The 17,732-nt window shown below is 46.3% G+C and carries 9 protein-coding genes and 3 pseudogenes; 10 read left to right on the plus strand and 2 right to left on the minus strand.

All coding sequences use genetic code 11. The annotated features are described in order from the left end of the window. Window positions 1–104: 104 nt before the first annotated feature. Window positions 105–782: pseudogene (locus tag H6F63_RS28360) on the minus strand (IS1 family transposase). Between the two features lie 482 nt (window positions 783–1,264). Between H6F63_RS28360 and H6F63_RS28365 the strand changes: the two are divergent. The 10 genes and pseudogenes from H6F63_RS28365 to H6F63_RS30275 form a co-directional block, all read left to right on the plus strand. Continuing rightward, window positions 1,265–3,082, plus strand: coding sequence for an amidase family protein (locus H6F63_RS28365; RefSeq protein WP_190640610.1), 1,818 nt, complete (start codon window positions 1,265–1,267; stop codon window positions 3,080–3,082). A gap of 103 nt (window positions 3,083–3,185) precedes the next feature. After that, window positions 3,186–4,838, plus strand: a complete 1,653-nt coding sequence (locus tag H6F63_RS28370; RefSeq protein WP_199298338.1) for an amidase family protein — start codon at window positions 3,186–3,188, stop codon at window positions 4,836–4,838. Window positions 4,839–4,924: 86 nt separating this feature from the next. Further along, window positions 4,925–6,706, plus strand: coding sequence for an amidase family protein (locus H6F63_RS28375; RefSeq protein ID WP_199298339.1), 1,782 nt, complete (start codon window positions 4,925–4,927; stop codon window positions 6,704–6,706). A 59-nt stretch (window positions 6,707–6,765) separates the two neighbouring features. Continuing rightward, complete coding sequence (locus tag H6F63_RS28380; RefSeq protein WP_199298340.1) at window positions 6,766–8,430, plus strand: amidase family protein; 1,665 nt, start codon at window positions 6,766–6,768, stop codon at window positions 8,428–8,430. An 84-nt stretch (window positions 8,431–8,514) separates the two neighbouring features. Further along, the gene (locus H6F63_RS28385; protein WP_190640611.1) at window positions 8,515–10,209 is read left to right on the plus strand and encodes an amidase family protein; all 1,695 of its coding nucleotides are present in this window, start codon (window positions 8,515–8,517) and stop codon (window positions 10,207–10,209) included. 71 nt (window positions 10,210–10,280) lie between these two features. Beyond that, window positions 10,281–11,978 carry an amidase family protein gene (locus tag H6F63_RS28390; RefSeq protein ID WP_199298341.1) on the plus strand — a complete coding sequence of 566 codons (1,698 nt, stop codon included), beginning with the start codon at window positions 10,281–10,283 and terminating at the stop codon, window positions 11,976–11,978. An 85-nt stretch (window positions 11,979–12,063) separates the two neighbouring features. Next, entirely contained in the window at window positions 12,064–13,773 is a 1,710-nt protein-coding gene (locus H6F63_RS28395) for an amidase family protein (protein ID WP_199298342.1), read from the plus strand. A 223-nt stretch (window positions 13,774–13,996) separates the two neighbouring features. Then, entirely contained in the window at window positions 13,997–14,806 is an 810-nt protein-coding gene (locus H6F63_RS28400) for an HpsJ family protein (protein ID WP_190640612.1), read from the plus strand. A 45-nt stretch (window positions 14,807–14,851) separates the two neighbouring features. Next, complete coding sequence (locus H6F63_RS28405) at window positions 14,852–16,570, plus strand: amidase family protein (RefSeq protein ID WP_190640613.1); 1,719 nt, start codon at window positions 14,852–14,854, stop codon at window positions 16,568–16,570. A 268-nt stretch (window positions 16,571–16,838) separates the two neighbouring features. Then, window positions 16,839–17,573 (plus strand): annotated as a pseudogene (locus H6F63_RS30275) (transposase); the annotation flags it as partial. A 32-nt stretch (window positions 17,574–17,605) separates the two neighbouring features. On the opposite strand, the pseudogene H6F63_RS28420 reads toward H6F63_RS30275, so the two are convergent. Then, window positions 17,606–17,732: pseudogene (locus H6F63_RS28420) on the minus strand (ISKra4 family transposase); the annotation flags it as partial.

The following is a 17,732-nucleotide window of genomic DNA, read 5'->3' on the forward strand; positions in this document are numbered from 1 at the left end:
CTTCGCTACAACTATATGCCTTTTGCGTCCCAATCAGGAAGTTGATGTATTCAATAGCGGTGTATTTTGGTGGATTCATTCCCTCCTTTTACCGCATCTTCAGTTCAACTGCGTAACTCCTGATAATGCAGAAGTAAGCGCAGCGAACACTTCAACATCTCAACTGACTTGGAGTAGCACAGGGTTTTACGATGTAATCGAGCCAGATAATGACGTAAACGAGTATTTTCTCCTTCAATACGAGTCATATAGGTTTTACTGACGATGTGGTGTCCATCCAAGGGTAAACATTGGATAAACTGACCACCCATCGGTGACATAAAAAAAGCACCTGAAGCATTTGAGTGTTAACCATAAAGGTTGGAAAGTTTTTGCACTACGATCTCCAATTACCCATGCCAAGATACCCGCCTGAAAGTGATTAACCGCAGTCCAAATCCATAGCTTGTTCTGCTTGTTGCAAACATTGGTCTGAAGCTCATCGACGTCTGCGATCTCCGGAATTTCTTCGGATTCTGGAGCATCCGGTAGTGACAAACCAGCGGCTCGAACCCAATGCAGGATGGTCGTGTGGTGAATATCCGTGACTCGTTCAATGCCTCTAAGTCCCAAGACAAGAGAGGTACATTTTCAGGCACAGTTGTTTGACATCCTTGGAATACTGCCAGGATCGGTAATGATCTAGAAACTGGCGACCACACTGAAAAGCATTTGTAGCACTGTCTACCTTTACGATGACCGTTTTTGGACACCTGGGTTGCGTTACACTTTGGACACTTCATTTCCCACCATGGGATAGATTGCTTAATAGTTCCATTTTGCCTCAAAAAGCATTATTGTTTCAGCAACGCCCAAATAGATTGTGTCAAGGCAGGCATAAAGTTTGCTTCCTCAACCCTTTTCAAACATCCTCTCAACTCATAACTGTAAATTTCTGTTCAAAATCCTCCTTTGGTGTGAGATTGGAAAAACTTTTAGATAAAATTGCAAGACTGTATTCTACAGAACAAAAACAGACTTGTTTGTACTCTTAAATACTCTCGTACCAACTGGCTTAATATAACAGCCAGCTTTGACAATTCATTTGTCTTACCTGTGCGGACAAGGTTTTAGAATCCTAAACTCTACAACCTCGGTTTTCCATTGGAATCAAAAAGAAAATAATCCAGCAATTTTGAGACTAACATTCTTTACTTTCAGTACTTGATGGTCACTTATTCATTTCATTCACCGTTATTCATTCATCAATTGTCAGGGGTGCTTCATGCTCAAAACCATCAAACGATCGGCGGTTATTTTAATGACTCAAGCCTTTGTTATGGGGTTGTTACCAATATCAGTGCTAGCTGCAACATTTGAGTTAGAAGAAGCAACAATTGCCGAAATCAACAGAGCATTCGATGCAGGGGCACTGACCGCTGAGGAGCTGGTGCAGCTTTATCTCAACCGCATTGAAGCTTATGAAGATAGTGGACCTAAGCTAAATTCAATTACAACGATCAATCCAAATGCCTTGGAAACAGCCGCAGCACTAGATTTAGAGCGGCAGCTCTATGGTCCTAGAAGCCCGTTGCATGGAATCCCTATCCTCCTGAAGGACAATATCGACACGTTTGATTTACCAACTTCCAATGGCTCAGTCATCTTGAAGAATTCTATTCCACCTGATGATGCTTTTATCACTCAAGCGTTGCGGGATGCTGGAGCGATCATCTTAGGCAAAGCCGCAATGGGAGAATTTGCTGGCGGTAGCTACAACACGATCGATGGGCAAACCCTTAACCCTTATAATTTCAATCGCAACACAGGAGGGTCCAGTAGTGGTTCTGGAGCGGCTGTTGCTGCCAACTTGAGTGTTCTTGCTATTGGAACCGACACTAGTACCTCTGTGCGAGGCCCCGCATCGTTTAACGGCATTGTGGGGCTGAGACCAACAACAGGGCTGATCAGCCGAGATGGTATTGCACCCAAAAATCTGACCTTTGATACAGCAGGTCCGATGGCTCGTACCGTAACGGATATGGCTCTTCTGCTCAATGTCATTGCAGGTGTTGATCCTGCTGACCCCCTTACCCTTGAGAGCGAAGGAAAGATTGCTGAAGACTATACCAATTTTCTCGTTAAAGGTTCACTGAAAGGGGCTCGCCTGGGTGTTTCGCGTGATTTCTTTGGTGGCGATCCAGAAATTGATGCGCTTGCAGAGCAGGCGATTGCCAAATTAGAAGAATTGGGAGCCGAGATCATCGATCCTGTCCTCTTCTCTCCAGAATTTATTGATTTCTTTGTTCGGGGTCAGGGACCTAATATTAGAACGATCGCCGATTACCGCTTTAAAGCGGATTGGGATGCTTATTTAGCAACTCTTGGACCAGAGATTCCCAAAACCGTAGAGGAGTTTATCGAGATCTACGAAACGGAAGTCAATCAATCTCCGCTTCCTGTGGAGAACAGCGTTCTCGACTTATTGAAGAGAGCCGCCGCTACATCTACTAACGATCCCGCTTATAAGAATCTCATCGAGAATGTGTTGCCTCAAGCAACGGAGCTAAAGCTTGCACTCTTTGATGCCTACGATTTAGACGCGCTTGTCTTTCCGTACCAAACCAGTTTTGCACCTCCCATTAATAATCCGGTTTACTCTGTTAATGATCCCAACTTTGTGAGATCGAGCATTCCTAGCCCTGCAACCATAGCAGGCTATAGTTCGGTTGGATTCCCAGGCATTGTTGTGCCAATGGGGTTTGGCTCACAGGGATTACCTACAGCTATTTCCTTCTTTGGAAAACCCTATGAGGAAGGAAAGCTAATCAGCTATGCCTATGACTATGAGCAGGCAACGAAGCTACGCGCTCCCTCGCCACTTGTTCCATCACTTCCTGGTGAAAGGATTGAGTATGAAGCTGTGCCTGAACCAGGAATGATTCCAGCATTAGCTGTGCTAGGAGTTAGCGCTCTTGGAATCAAATTTATCAAGCGGCGTAAAAGTCAACACCAAGGCCAGTACGAAACGATCCTGCCTATAGCTTATGAGGAAGCTGTTTGCAATCAAACCATTGTTTGTGTTGATGCAAACAGGTTCTAAGACACCAATGGTGCACTACAGCTTTGCCGTAATGCACCGTATGTACTACTCCCATTGCTAAATTCTTCACCTAACTATAGGAGCTAGTATTGTGCTGAAAAGTATGAAGCGAACGGTTATGTTAGTCGCTGCTCAAACGGTAGCATTAGGACTTTTTCCACTAGGAGCCTTGGCAGCAACGTTTCAGCTAGAAGAAGCGACAGTTTCTGAAATTAACAAAGCGTTTGGTGCTGGTGCATTGACATCTGAGCAATTAGTTGAGCTATATCTCAATCGAATTGAGGCTTATGACGACAGCCTTAACTCAATTATTACGGTTAATCCAGATGCGCTGGAGATCGCGAGAGCATTAGATCTAGAACGTCAGACAACGGGTCCGAGAGGCCCGTTACATGGAATTCCAGTCATTCTAAAAGACAACTTTGACACCTTTGACTTACCCACCACAGCAGCATCCCTGTCATTGAAAAATTCAATTCCTTTGGATGATGCCTTTACAGTAGCGCGTTTGCGAGAAGCAGGGGCAATTTTTATTGCCAAAGCAAACCTAACTGAGTATGCATCTGGTGGTAATACAATCAGTTCGTTAGCTGGGCAGACTTTGAACCCGTATGACTTAGGTAGAACACCAGGCGGATCGAGTGGAGGAACAGGGGCAGCGATCGCTGCCAATTTTGCTGTGCTTGGGACGGGTTCTGATACTGGGCAATCTGTCCGCTCTCCAGCTTCTGCCAACAGTCTGGTCGGATTGCGTCCGACGATAGGGTTACTCAGTCGTGACGGCATCGTTCCTATTTCCTTTACCCAAGATACGGCTGGACCGATTACACGCACCGTTGCTGATACAGCTTTAATGCTGGATGCAATGGTAGGCTATGATCCCGCAGATCCAGTGACCGCTACCAGTATTGGTAAAGTGCCAGAAAGTTACACCGATTTTCTAGATGTGAATGGTCTCAAAGGAGCCAGATTAGGTGTTGTTTTAGATCTATTTGGACAGGAGCCGATTCATGCTGAGGTGAATTCTGTTATCAATGCTGAGCTAGAGGAAATGGAAAGCTTAGGAGCAACAGTTGTTCCCGTTTCTATTCCTAACTTCACTGAGTTAACAACCAATCTTTCGGTGACGAGCTATGAGTTTAAAGAAACACTCAATGCCTATTTTGCTAGCCTCGGACCAGATGCTCCTGTTAAAACGATAGAGGAACTTATTGCATCTGGTCTCTATGATCCATCAATCAAATCTTCACTAGAAGCAGCTCAAGCAATCGAGTCTCCACTTCAAAATTCTGAATATCTACGACGGTTACAGCAACGCGAAGCGTTTAAGGAAACTCTGCTTGATCTAATGGATCAATATCAGTTTGACGCACTGGTATATCCCCATCAACAACGCCTCGTAGCTCCCGTTGGTGAACCACAAGCTGACCGGAATGGAATTCTCGCGTGGGGAACAGGTTTCCCAGGCTTCGTTGTTCCGGCTGGTTTCTCAACCCCTTCTGACACCGCGCCGATTGGGATTCCAATTGGGATTGAGTTCTTTGGTAGACCCTTCAGTGAAACTACTCTCATTAGTCTCGCCTACTCCTATGAGCAGGGAACTCAAAATCGGCAATCGCCAACACTCTTTCCTACTCTTACTGGCGAGGAAATTGAATATGAGTCTGTACCTGAACCCGGAATGGCGATCGCATTAAGCGTTGCTGGACTATCAGCTTTCAGTTTGAAGCGTAAGAAAACACAAAACCCAGCTTAATTCTGTCCATTGAAAATTCTATAGCTCAACCCAATCCTACATCAATCATTCACTTGACTACAGGAGCTAAGACTGTGCTTAAAAGCATGATGAAAACGGCTACGTTAGTAGTGACTCAAACAATAGCACTGGGGCTTCTTCCACTAGGAGCGTTAGCAGCAACGTTTCAGCTAGAAGAAGCGACTGTTTCTGAAATCAACAAAGCGTTTGATGCAGGCGCACTAACATCAGAACAATTGATTGAGCTATATCTCAATCGAATTGAGACTTATGATGACACTCTTAACTCAATCATTACGATCAATCCAAATGCAGTAGAAACTGCCAGAGCATTAGACTTAGAGCGTCAAACAACGGGATCAAGAAGCCCATTGCACGGAATTCCAGTCATTCTCAAAGATAATTACGATACTTTTGATATGCCTACTACGGGTGGATCAATTACCTTAGAAGGCTCAATTCCACCAGATGACGCTTTCCTTGTCAAACAATTGCGAGATGCAGGAGCTATTATCCTTGCTAAAGCTAACTTGAGTGAGTTTGCTTCCAGTGGAGGACGGGATGGATACAGCTCCTTTGGAGGGCAAACGTTAAATCCTTACAACTTGGTCCGTGGACCCGCAGGGTCGAGCGGTGGTACTGGTGCTGCGATCGCTGCTAACTTTGGTGTAATCGGCACAGGAAGCGACACAGGTGGATCAATTCGTAGCCCGTCTGCTCATAATGGGCTTGTTGGAATTAAACCTACTTTAGGGCTGTTGAGCCGCGATGGGATTATTCCATTAGCCTTGTCCTTCGATACTGGAGGACCTATGACAAGGACGGTAGAAGATGCTGCGATCGCTTTGGGAATTATGACAGGGATTGATCCTGCTGACCCTGTGACGATTGAGAACGAAGGTAAGTTTTTTAAGGATTATACGCAGTTTCTCGACAAGGATGCACTTCAAGGAGCGCGTATTGGCGTATTGCAAAACTTCTTAGGCGGCAACGTCGAGGTAGATCAGTTATTTGATGATGCTGTTGCGGAATTAGCTGACTTAGGAGCAACCATCGTTGAGACAAGCTATTCTGAGGAATTTCTTGAAGAGCGGAGCCGGATATCAACACTCATATTTGATTCAGAGTTTCAACCTCAGATTGAGACGTATCTGTCCACCTTAGAGGGAGATTATCCCAAGACACTGGAAGAAATTCTAGCCATTAGTACTGATCCGAATGTCGTAAACTCCGATCGCTCTGTTGCACCTGGGCGTATTGAGTCATACAGGCGAAACCTGGCAAGCGGAGGGCTAAGCAACCCCGATTACATTGATGCGGTCGAAAATGGTATTCCATTTGTGAGGAAAACTGTTTTAGACCTGATGAATAGTAATGGCCTTGATGCGTTAATTTATCCAACTCGAAATTGTCCTGCTGTTCCCATTTACACAGTAGAAGACCCAACCTATATCTGTGATGAAACTGTCCCTGCTGCACGAAACATCGCGAACATTACTGGTTTCCCTGATGTCCAAGTGCCAATGGGATTCACATCTGATGGGTTGCCGCTAACCATTTCTATTTTTGGTCGTGCTTTCAGTGAACCCACGTTGCTCGGATACGCTTACGCCTATGAACAAGCAACAAAATTCCGTAGTCCACCACCACTTTTCCCTGCCCTTCCAGGAGAGGAGATTGAATACGAAACAGTGCCTGAACCTGGCATGATTCCAGCTTTGGCTGTGCTAGGAGTCAGCGTTGGAATCAAATTCGTCAAGCGGCGTAAAGGTCAAAATCGAGGTCAGTACGAAACAATATTGCCCTTAGCTTATGAAGAACTTATTGACAATCAAACTGTTGTTTGCGTTGATGCAAAACAGTTCTAACGCACCGTATGCAGTACTTTCATCGCTAAATCTTTTACCTAACTATAGGAGCTAACATAATGCTGAAAAGCATGAAGCGAACGGCTGCTTTAGTAGCAGCTCAAACGATCGCACTAGGTCTTCTTCCGTTAGGAGCGTTGGCAGGAACCTTTCAACTTGAAGAAGCAACGGTTTCTAGCATCAACAGGGCGTTTGATGCTGGCGCACTCACATCACAAGAGTTAGTGCAGCTCTACCTAAATCGCATTGAAGTCTATGACGACAAGGGGCCTAGCCTCAACTCTATTATCACTATCAATCCTGATGCACTAGAGGTTGCAGCAGCACTCGACCTAGAGCGCCAAACCACTGGAGCGCGAAGCCTCCTGCACGGCGTTCCAATTCTTTTAAAGGACAACTACGATACATTTGACTTGCCAACGAGTGCGGGAGCGACTGTCCTGCAAAATTCAATTCCCCCCGATGATGCATTTGTGGTTGATCGGTTAAGAGATGCTGGGGCAATTATCTTAGGTAAAACTAACTTAGATGAGTTTGCTAGAGGTTCATCGGGGCTAAGCTCGGTTGGTGGACAAACAAAGAACCCTTACGCATTAGATCGCGTGCCTGGTGGATCAAGCGGTGGCACAGGCGCATCAATTTCCGCTAACTTTGCCACGATTGGTTTGGGAACTGAAACAGGTGTTTCTATACGCAATCCGGCTGCAAACAATAGTTTGGTGGGCATTGCCTCAACTGAAGGATTGGTGAGCCGAGGTGGGGTCGTTCCTCTTTCATTTACTCAGGATCGAACCGGTCCTCTTGCTCGCACTGTAACGGATGCAGCGATCGTACTCGATATTATTGCAGGCTTTGATCCGTCCGATCCAGTAACGGCTAAGAGCATCGGTCAAATTCCAGCAGGGGGTTACACCAGTCTTCTTGATAAAGATGCTTTAGCTGGCGCACGAGTTGGGGTCTTTCGGGATTTGTTCCGTTCAGGTCCAATTCATGAAGAGGGGCTAGCGGTGATTGAGACGGCGATTACCGACATGAAAGCGCAAGGAGCCACAATTGTTGATGATGTAACGCTGGGTTTTGACGTATTTGGATTCCTTGCCAATTCCCGTGTTAACAACCTGGAGTTTAAGTTTGCCTTAAATGATTATCTCGAAAGTCTTGGGCCTGATGCACCCGTCAAATCTCTAACAGAGATTATTGAAGATGGTAGATATCTTCCTCGGCTAGAAGGTGGGCTAATTGGCTCTGATGCAGTGGAATCGCTAGAAAACAATCCAGTTTATGATGAGCTGATTGCTCGGCGCAGTTTCCTCAGAAATGAGACGCTCAAAGTCATGGATGCACTAGATCTAGATGCGATTGTGTATCCGATGAAAACTGTGCCCCCCGGAGTTATTGGTCAACCTGATCCAGAGTCAGATAATCCCTTCACCTCGATCGCTGGGTTGCCAGGAATTGTTGTACCCGCAGGTTACACATCGGCTGGACTACCGATTGGCATTGAGTTTTCAGGACGACCGTTTAGTGAAGCGGAACTGCTTGGGTTGTCTTATTCCTACGAGCAAGCAACCCAAAATCGGCGAACTCCTAGCCTATTTCCATCTTTAGCGGGTGAAACGATCGAATATGAAAGCGTGCCAGAGCCAGGAGTGGCGATCGCTTTAGGTGTCTTCGGGCTGTCAGCTTTAAGTTTGAAGCGTAAGAAGGCACGAAGTCCAGCTTAATTTTGTTGATTGAATTCTGTAGAGCTAATCCTAGCTACACCAATTATTCACCTGATTATAGGAGCGAATACTGTGTTAAAAAGCATGAAGCGAACAGCTACTAATGTAGCTATTCAAACGATAGCGCTAGCGCTTCTTCCGATTGGTGCGTTAGCCGCAACATTTCAGCTAGAAGAAGCGACAGTTTCTAGCATCAATAAAGCGTTTAATGCGGGCGCGCTAACATCTGAGCAATTGATTGGGTTATATCTTAATCGAATTGAAACCTATGATGACAGCCTCAATTCAATCATTACGGTCAATTCGGATGCCTTGGAAATCGCCAGAGCGTTAGACCTAGAGCGCCAAGTGACTGGATCGAGAAGCCCGCTACATGGGATTCCAGTCATTTTAAAGGACAATTACGACACCTTCGATATGCCCACTACAGGCGGTTCTGATACGCTTGCAGGCTCGATTCCACCTGATGATGCTTTCCTGGTCAAACAGCTTCGAGATGCAGGAGCTATAATCTTTGCGAAAGCTAATTTAAGTGAGTTTGCCCTCACCGCTGGATGGAATGGTTATAGCTCGTTTGGTGGGCAAACGGTTAACCCTTATATGTTAAATCGGGGTCCAGCTGGGTCTAGTGGTGGAACAGGAGCGGCGATCGCAGCCAACTTTGGTGTAATCGGAACAGGAAGCGACACGGGTGGTTCGATTCGCGGGCCAGCAGCAGCCAATGGAATTGTTGGCATCAAACCTACGCGAGGGCTTCTTAGCCGAGATGGCATTATTCCTTTGGCTTTATCTTTTGATACGGGTGGACCGCTAACGCGAACTGTAACGGATGCTGCGATCGCATTGGGCATTATGACTGGCGTTGATCCTAGCGATCCTGTCACCCTAGATAGTGAGGGTAAATTCTTTAACGACTACACCTCATTCTTGAAGAAGGATGCCTTAAGAGGTGCTCGGTTTGGAGTCGTCACTAACTTCTTTGGAGGGAATGTCGAGATCGATCAGCTGATTGGCTATGCGGTCGAAGAACTGAAAGAGTTAGGTGCAGCAGTTGTTGAACCAATCACGCTTTCAGAGGAGTTTTTGACGGAGAGAAGTAGAATATCGAGTTTAATCTTCGATTCAGAGTTTCAACCTCAAATTGAAACGTACTTAGCAACGCTTTCAGACGACTATCCAAAAACTCTCGAAGAGCTGATTGCGATTAGTGAATCTGCTGAAATTGCAAACTCGACAACTCCAGTTAATCCAGGACGAATTGAAGTTTATAAGACAAACTTAGCCAGCGGAGGATATAGCAATCCTGACTATATTGACGCTGTAACCATTGGTATCCCTTACGTCAAAAATACGCTCCAGTCTATTTTAGACAGCAACAAATTCGATGCGTTGATTTATCCCACAGCACGCTGCCCTGCCAGTCCCATTGTTAATGTTGTAGACCCAACCTTTGTGTGTACAGCTGGTCCATCTGCAAGCAACCTGTCGAACATTTCGGGATTTCCAGATATTCAGGTTCCCGCCGGATTTACATCGGATGGGCTGCCCACTACGATTTCTTTTCTGGGACGCGATTACAGTGAACCCACTCTCCTAGGTTTCGCTTATGCCTATGAGCAAGCCACCAAGCTACGTGCTCCTTCACCTCTGTTTCCATCCTTACCAGGCGAAACAATTGAATATGAAACCGTACCCGAACCAGGACTCGCGATCGCGCTGGGTGTTATTGGATTATCAGCTTTAGGCTTAAAGCGTAAGAAAACGCAAAGCAAACCCTGATCTTGCCTAATGTTTTTTGTACATCAACCTAATCTATATCAATCATTCACCGAATTATAGGAGCGAATACTGTGCTGAAAGGCATGAAGCAAGCGGCTACTTTAGTAGTGGCTCAAACGATAGCATTAGGGCTTCTTCCTTTTGAAGCGTTGGCCGCAACGTTCCGATTAGAAGAAGCAACGATCGCCGAAATTAATCGCGCATTTGATGCAGATGCACTGACCTCTGAACAGTTGGTGCAGCTATATCTCAATCGCATTGAGACGTATGACAAAGCCGGAGAAACTCCACTTAATTCTATTATTTTGACTAATCCAAATGCATTGGAAACAGCGCGAGCATTAGATTTAGAGCGTGAGCTTTATGGCCCGCGTAGCCCCTTGCATGGAATTCCAATTATTGTTAAAGACAACTACGATACGTTTGATCTACAAACTACGGCAGGCTCTTTATCGCTTGCAGGTTCGATTCCACCTGATGATGCATTCCAGGTGCAACGGCTGCGCGATGCAGGCGCGATCGTGTTGGCAAAGTCGAATTTGGCGGAGTTTGCCTTTAGCGCTCAGCGCAGTGTGAGTTCGATTTTAGGAACGACTCGTAACCCCTATGATCTGAGCCGTGTTCCTGCTGGCTCCAGTGGCGGAACAGGAGCAGCAGTCGCGGCCAACTTTGGAACAGTGGGCTTGGGAACTGATACAGGTAACTCGATTCGAGGTCCGTCTTCTCACAATGCTCTGGTTGGTATTCGCTCTACGATTGGTCTAACCAGCCGCGATGGCATTGTCCCGCTCAATCTCTACCGTGATATTGGTGGGCCAATGGCACGAACGGTTGAAGATGCTGTACTCGTTTTTGAAGCGATCGCAGGCTACGATCCAGCCGATCCATCAACTGAAGCGGTGAAAAATCTAACGCTTCCCGACTACAGCAAATTTCTCGATAAAAACAGCTTGGAGGGAGCGAGATTGGGAGTGTTGGATGAGTTGTTTAGACCATCCAGCGGAAGTACCAGAGCAGCAACGGCTAGTCCAGAGATTGAGAAGTTAATGGATGAGGCGATCGCTGATTTAAGATCCCAGGGTGCGATTGTTGAGCCTACTGTGATCCCTGACTTTGACGCACTGGTAACTGCTACAGGTAGCTGCAACCGATTTGAATACGACATTAATAACTATTTGGCTAGCCTTGGACCCAACGCTCCAGTAAAATCCCTAGACGAAATTATTGCGTCTGGAAAGTTTGACCCAACCGTTACTGAGAGCCTGATTGCTGGAGCGGCTGTTGAGGATGTACCACCTGAACAGCGAGCAGTTTGTCAGACAGCAGAGGCAAACCGAGATGTGATGCGTACGGCAGTGTTAGATGTTCTCGATTCCAACAAATATGATGCATTCATCTTTCCAACCTGGAGCAATCCGCCTCGGTTAGTAGGTGATGAAACTAGTCCAAATGGTAATAACAGCGGTATCACTGCTCCACCCACAGGTTTTCCAGCAATCACAGTGCCAATGGGTTACACCGTCAATAATACACTCCCCGCAGGACTGCAATTTTGGGGCCGTCCCTTTGATGAACCAACACTCATTGGATTGGGGTATTCCTACGAGCAAACAACTAAACACCGTCGTCCTCCATCACTTTTCCCAGCGCTTCCTGGAGATGAGATCGAATATGAGACTGTACCTGAGCCACGAGTGGCGATCGCGCTGGGTGTTATTGGGTTATCAGCTTTGAGCTTGAAGCGCAAGAAAACGCAAACTTCAGCCTAGTTTTGTCAGTTGGATTCCGTATAGCTTAACTCAATCTCTATCAATCATTCACTTGACTATAGGAGTTAAAACTGTGCTTAAAAGCATGATGAAAACAGCTACGTTAGTAGTGGCTCAATCAATAGCACTGGGGCTTCTTCCAATTGGTGCGTTAGCAGCAACGTTTCAGCTAGAAGAAGCGACGGTTTCTGAAATTAACAAAGCGTTTGATGCAGGTGCACTAACATCAGAGCAATTGATTGAGTTATATCTCAATCGAATTGATACTTACGATGACAGCCTTAACTCAATTATCACGGTTAACTCAGATGCACTAGAAATTGCTAGAGCGTTAGACCTAGAGCGTCAAACAACGGGTCCGAGAAGCCCACTGCATGGAATTCCAGTCATTCTCAAAGACAACTACGACACCTTTGATATGCCCACAACAGGGGGTTCAGCGGTTCTTAAAGGGTCGGTGCCTCCAGATGATGGATTTTTGGTGAAGCAACTGCGGGATGCAGGAGCTGTTATCTTTGCCAAGGCAAATATGTCAGAGTTTGCGGCTGGCGTTCCGGGTGGGTCTCTCGCTGGTTTAACAAGCAATCCCTATAACTTAGAGCGCAGCCCGGCTGGCTCTAGCGGTGGTACTGGAGCCGCGATCGCTGCCAACTTTGGCGTGATTGGTACGGGTAGTGATACAGGTGGGTCGATTCGAGGTCCAGCGGCGGCTAATGGACTGGTGGGAATTAAACCCACGTTAGGGTTAACAAGCCGTGACGGCATTATTCCCCTGGCTCTGTCATTTGATGTGGGAGGACCGTTAACTCGAACCGTTGAAGATGCTGCTATTACTCTTGGCATCATGGCAGGTATTGACCCCGCTGATCCAGCAACGCTAGGAAGCGAAGGTAAGTTTTTCAAAGACTACATGCAGTTTCTAGATAAGGACGCATTGCAAGGTGCACGAATTGGCGTGGCGCGTGATTTCTTTGGTCGTAACCCTGAGGTCGATCAGATTGTTGAGAATGCGATCGCCAAAATGAAAACGTTGGGAGCAACTATTGTTGATTCTGTCTTTTACCCGCCCGATATTCTTACAGCCAAAGAAACGATTTACACACGAGTTCGATGGCCAGAGTTTAAGGATCAAATTCCTGATTACTTAGCAACCGTAGGCGATCAATATCCCAAAGATCTTGATGACATCATTGCTCTTGCAGAAAAAGATGACTTTTTTAAGCAGTATCCAACGCGCTTAAATTTGTTTAAGAATGAGCAGGCAAGTGCATCCATTACTGATCCTGATTATATAGATGCGTTTACCAATGGCAGAGCGTTAGTTCGCAATGCGGCTCTAGACTTGTTGAATGGCAATAGTCTCGATGCCTTGATTTATCCCACATCAGGCTGTCCAGCGAGCCCACTTCCTGGAATAACTGATCCCACTTTTGTGTGTAACCCAGGGCTATCGCCTACAAATATTGCAAACATTTCAGGCTTCCCAGATATTCAAGTTCCGGCAGGGTTTACCTCCGATGACTTGCCAGTGACAATTTCCTTTTTTGGACGGGCTTACAGTGAGCCAGCGCTATTGGGCTATGCCTACGCCTTTGAGCAAGCGACTAAAGCTCGTCGCCCTCCAGATTTGTTTCCTGCACTTTCTGGGGAGGAAATTGAGTATGAAACGGTACCTGAACCTGGCATGATTCCGGCACTAGCAGTTTTAGGGATCAGTGCCTTTGGAGTTAAGGTCATCAAGCGGGGCAAGAAACAAAACAAATATCAACCTGAAACCGTTGTCCTATTTTCATAAGTGTTTCAATCCTTGTAGCAGCAAATCTGCTTAACGCTGTACAAGTCCGTATAGGAGGTGTGTCATTTGGAGAAATAGCTACCAGATGACATCTCCCTACAGTTAATGCACAGGCTTATTAACTTGGCAACAAAAAGAGTCCATCTTTTATAGAGTTAATTAGGTTTGGACGTGCCAATGGGGTTGGAAAAGAAGACAAGAAGATAACCTTTAAGCAGTACAGATGATGAAACTAGCTAGTCGCGGTGCATCACCATCTACGATCGCCCAGACCTTAAAAATTGCTGGCGTCGTTCTCATTGTTTTATTTCTGATTGACTGTATCAGCTTTACTCTGTCGCCTAATCTACTTAACAGCCGATGGTTAACCAATTGGATTACTCAGATTGTTGATCGGGGGGTTATATCAATGGTAGGAATTGCTTTACTGTCGATGGGGCTTTGGATTGGCAATAGTCCTAAACCAACTCAATCAAGAAAGCGATCGCGCCCCAGTTTAATTACGATGACGCTGCTGCTCTCTGGGCTGTTGGGCATTGTCTTTTTGCTGTTTGCACCGCTACATTTTAATGCCAGTCGATTGATCAATGCAGAAGTGTCAAAGCAGATCAATAAAGAAGCATTACGTGCTGAAAGCAACCTGAATAGCCAACTGGAACAGCAGCGCAGTCAGGTCAATGCTTTGTTGTCTAATGATGAGCAGTTAAAACAACTGGAGCAGCAGCTTCAGGGAGATGAGGTAACCGAAGCACTACGTGCACAGTTGCAGCAAGTTAAAGAAAATATTCAGCAAGCAAGAGCAAACCCAGCATTTGTAGAACAGCGAATAGAAGGACTGCGGGATCAGGGATTGAGTCAAATCCGTCAAACTCAGCTACAGACAAAAAGTCAAATCGTCGCTGAAATTCGCAAGTCACAATTCCGCGTTACGGTTAGCAGTTTATTACTATCACTTGGTCATTTGGGTATCTGCTGGAGTGGAGCCAGCGTAACTCGCAAGAACGCACAAACTGTGGCTGTCTCTATTCGATAGGCTGTTGATTTAGGCTGTGTATTTACCTGTGTGAGGCAATAAAACATGTTCAAATTAGCAAAGCAAACAACGGTTGCCTTAGGAGTTCCAGTAGCGCTCTTTGTTCTAAGTGCTAAACCTTCTCAAAGCGCCACGTTCAACCTGCAAGAAGCCAGCGTTTTTAGCATCAATCGTGCCTTTGATGCAGGTGCATTAACCTCTGAGGAGCTTGTTCAACTCTATCTCAATCGAATTGAAGCTTATGATGATGCAGGTCCGGCACTAAACTCTCTGATTACGGTCAATCCTAATGCACTTCAAACAGCAGCAGCACTGGATTTAGAGCGGCAAGCCACCGGACCAAGAAGCATTCTACATGGCATCCCCGTCATTTTGAAGGATAATTTTGACACTTTTGATCTGCCTACAACAGCTGGTTCGGTTGCCCTTCAAGGATCGATTCCACCAGATGATGCATATGTCGTTAAACAGTTGCGCGATGCAGGAGCAATCATTCTCGCTAAAGCTAATTTAGATGAATGGGCACATGGGGGAGCGCTTGGTGGTGGCTACAGCTCTATAGGCGGGCAAACCAAGAATCCATATAACCTCAATCGGGGTCCGGCAGGCTCAAGCGGTGGTCCTGGAGCCGCGATCGCTGCCAACTTTGGCACAATCGGTTTAGGAACCGATACAGGCGGCTCGATTCGCGGTCCGGCTGCTGCTAACGGGCTAGTTGGCATCAAACCCACGCTGGGTCTCACCAGTCGAGATGGCATTATTCCCTTCTCGTTAACCCTAGACACGGGCGGTCCACTCACCCGAACGGTGACTGATGCTGCCATCACACTTGGCTTCATGACGGGTATTGACCCCAATGATCCAGTTACTAAAGAGAGCGAGGGTAAGTTTTTTACAGATTACACTCAGTTTTTAGACAAAAATGCACTCCAAGGCGCACGCATTGGGATTGCTAGAGATTTCTTCGGACGTAACTCTGATATTGATCAAGCGATTGAACAGGCGATCACGGAAATCAAAGCATTAGGGGCAACCGTTGTGGAGTCAGTCACCTTTCCTCCAGAGGTGTTGGCAGCCCGCGGAGGAGTATACAGTACCATTTCTGATACAGAGTTTAAGGCGCAGATTGCTGATTATCTAGAAACACTCTCGGCTGACTATCCCAAAACATTAGCGGAGGTGATTGAGATCAGCCAATCACCGGAAGTCGTTAACTCAGAGTTTCCCGTGAATCCTAGTGTGTTGGCGCGGCTGGTTGAGGCAGAAGGCAGAGGTCTGCTGACCAATCCTGACTATCTAGATGCTTTAAACAATGGACGTGCCTTAATCAAAAATGCAACGCTGAATGTCTTAAACTCGAACGATCTGGATGCAATTATCTATCCGACATCTGGATGTCCAGCAGCTCCACGGAGTGGCATTGTAGACCCGACCTATGTGTGTAGTCCTGGTACCTCAGCTACCAACATCGCCAACCTGACTGGCTTCCCTGATGTGCAGGTTCCAGCCGGGTTTACCTCTGATGGATTACCGATCGCTCTCTCCTTTTTTGGAAGTGCCTACAGCGAACCCAACTTGTTGGGTTATGCCTACGCGTATGAGCAAGCAACTAAGCTGCGTCGTCCATCCTCGCTTGTTCCATCGCTTCCTGGTGAAAAGATTGAGTATGAAACTGTACCTGAACCGGGAATGGCGATCACTTTAGGGGTTGCTGGCTTATCAGCTTTAGGTTTGAAGCGTAAGAAAGTTCAAAGTCCAGCCTAATTTCCTTGGGCATTACTGAATCCTGTATGATTTTGCCCCTATATCCTTAATTCTGGAGAAATAAGAACCACTCAAAGTTCTTCAGAATTAAGAAATAGAGGGGACAGCAAACAGTCTCTAATTCCAAAAATTCAGACGTTGCTGAAAGAGTCAGGACTTACGCAGAAGTAGGCGAGGAGCTGAAGAGGCAACCCCTAGACTAGAGGAATGAGCTTTACTCGCACTAGATTACTGCCAGTATTTACTGAGCAGTCCCATCAATTACACCATGACAAATTTGGCTGATCACCTTGATGGTATCGGTCATGACCGCATCAACCGCTACTTGCGTGGCGAGAAATTGACCCCTCGCCTCTTGTGGGATAACGTAGAACCTCTGCTGGAAATTTACTAAGAACGCTTATATCCTGTTCGACGACACGGTGTTAGACAAACGCTATTCGGCATCAATCGAGCTGACTCGACGGCAATACAGTGGAAACGAACACCGGGTAATTCGGGGCATCGGGTTGATTAGCTGCGTGTATGCCAATGACAAAACAGGACAGTTTTGGGTGATTGCTTATCGCCTTTATGACCCTGATGGGGATGGACTTTCGCAAGCTAGACCATGTGGCGGCAATGCTCAACGGGGTAGTTTACAGCAAACAGTTACCGTTTACGACCGTGCTGATGGATAGCTGGTATGCGACTCAAAAGTTGATGGCACAGATTGACCAACTGGAGAAGGTGTATTACTGCCCGCTCAAAACGAATCGACGCATGGATGATAGTGGCGGTACACAACCTTATCAGGGCGTGGATGAACTGGTTTGGACTGCCGAGGATTTACACCAAGGCAAACTGATCAAAATCCGAGGCTTTCCCAAAGACAAGAAGGTGAAACTGTTCCGGGTCACTGTCTCTACCAACTCTCCCGGAGTTTGTTGCAACCAACAACTTAACTCAATCTGCCACTGATGCTGTACAAGACGAGTGTGGTATCCGTTGGAAGATTGAGGAGTTGGGAGCATCCCGGTTTTGCGCTTTTGAGCATCAAACGGATATTGATCCGTTAAGGTAGGCGCACCGAAGCTTAAGCATTTGATTAACATTTTTCATCAACCACTGCGCTCCTGAAATTTTCAACCTTCTATCAATTTGTTTTACTGCCGACTCTACA

The sequence above is a fragment of the Trichocoleus sp. FACHB-40 genome, assembly GCF_014695915.1.
Taxonomy (GTDB): domain Bacteria; phylum Cyanobacteriota; class Cyanobacteriia; order Cyanobacteriales; family FACHB-T130; genus Funiculus; species Funiculus sociatus.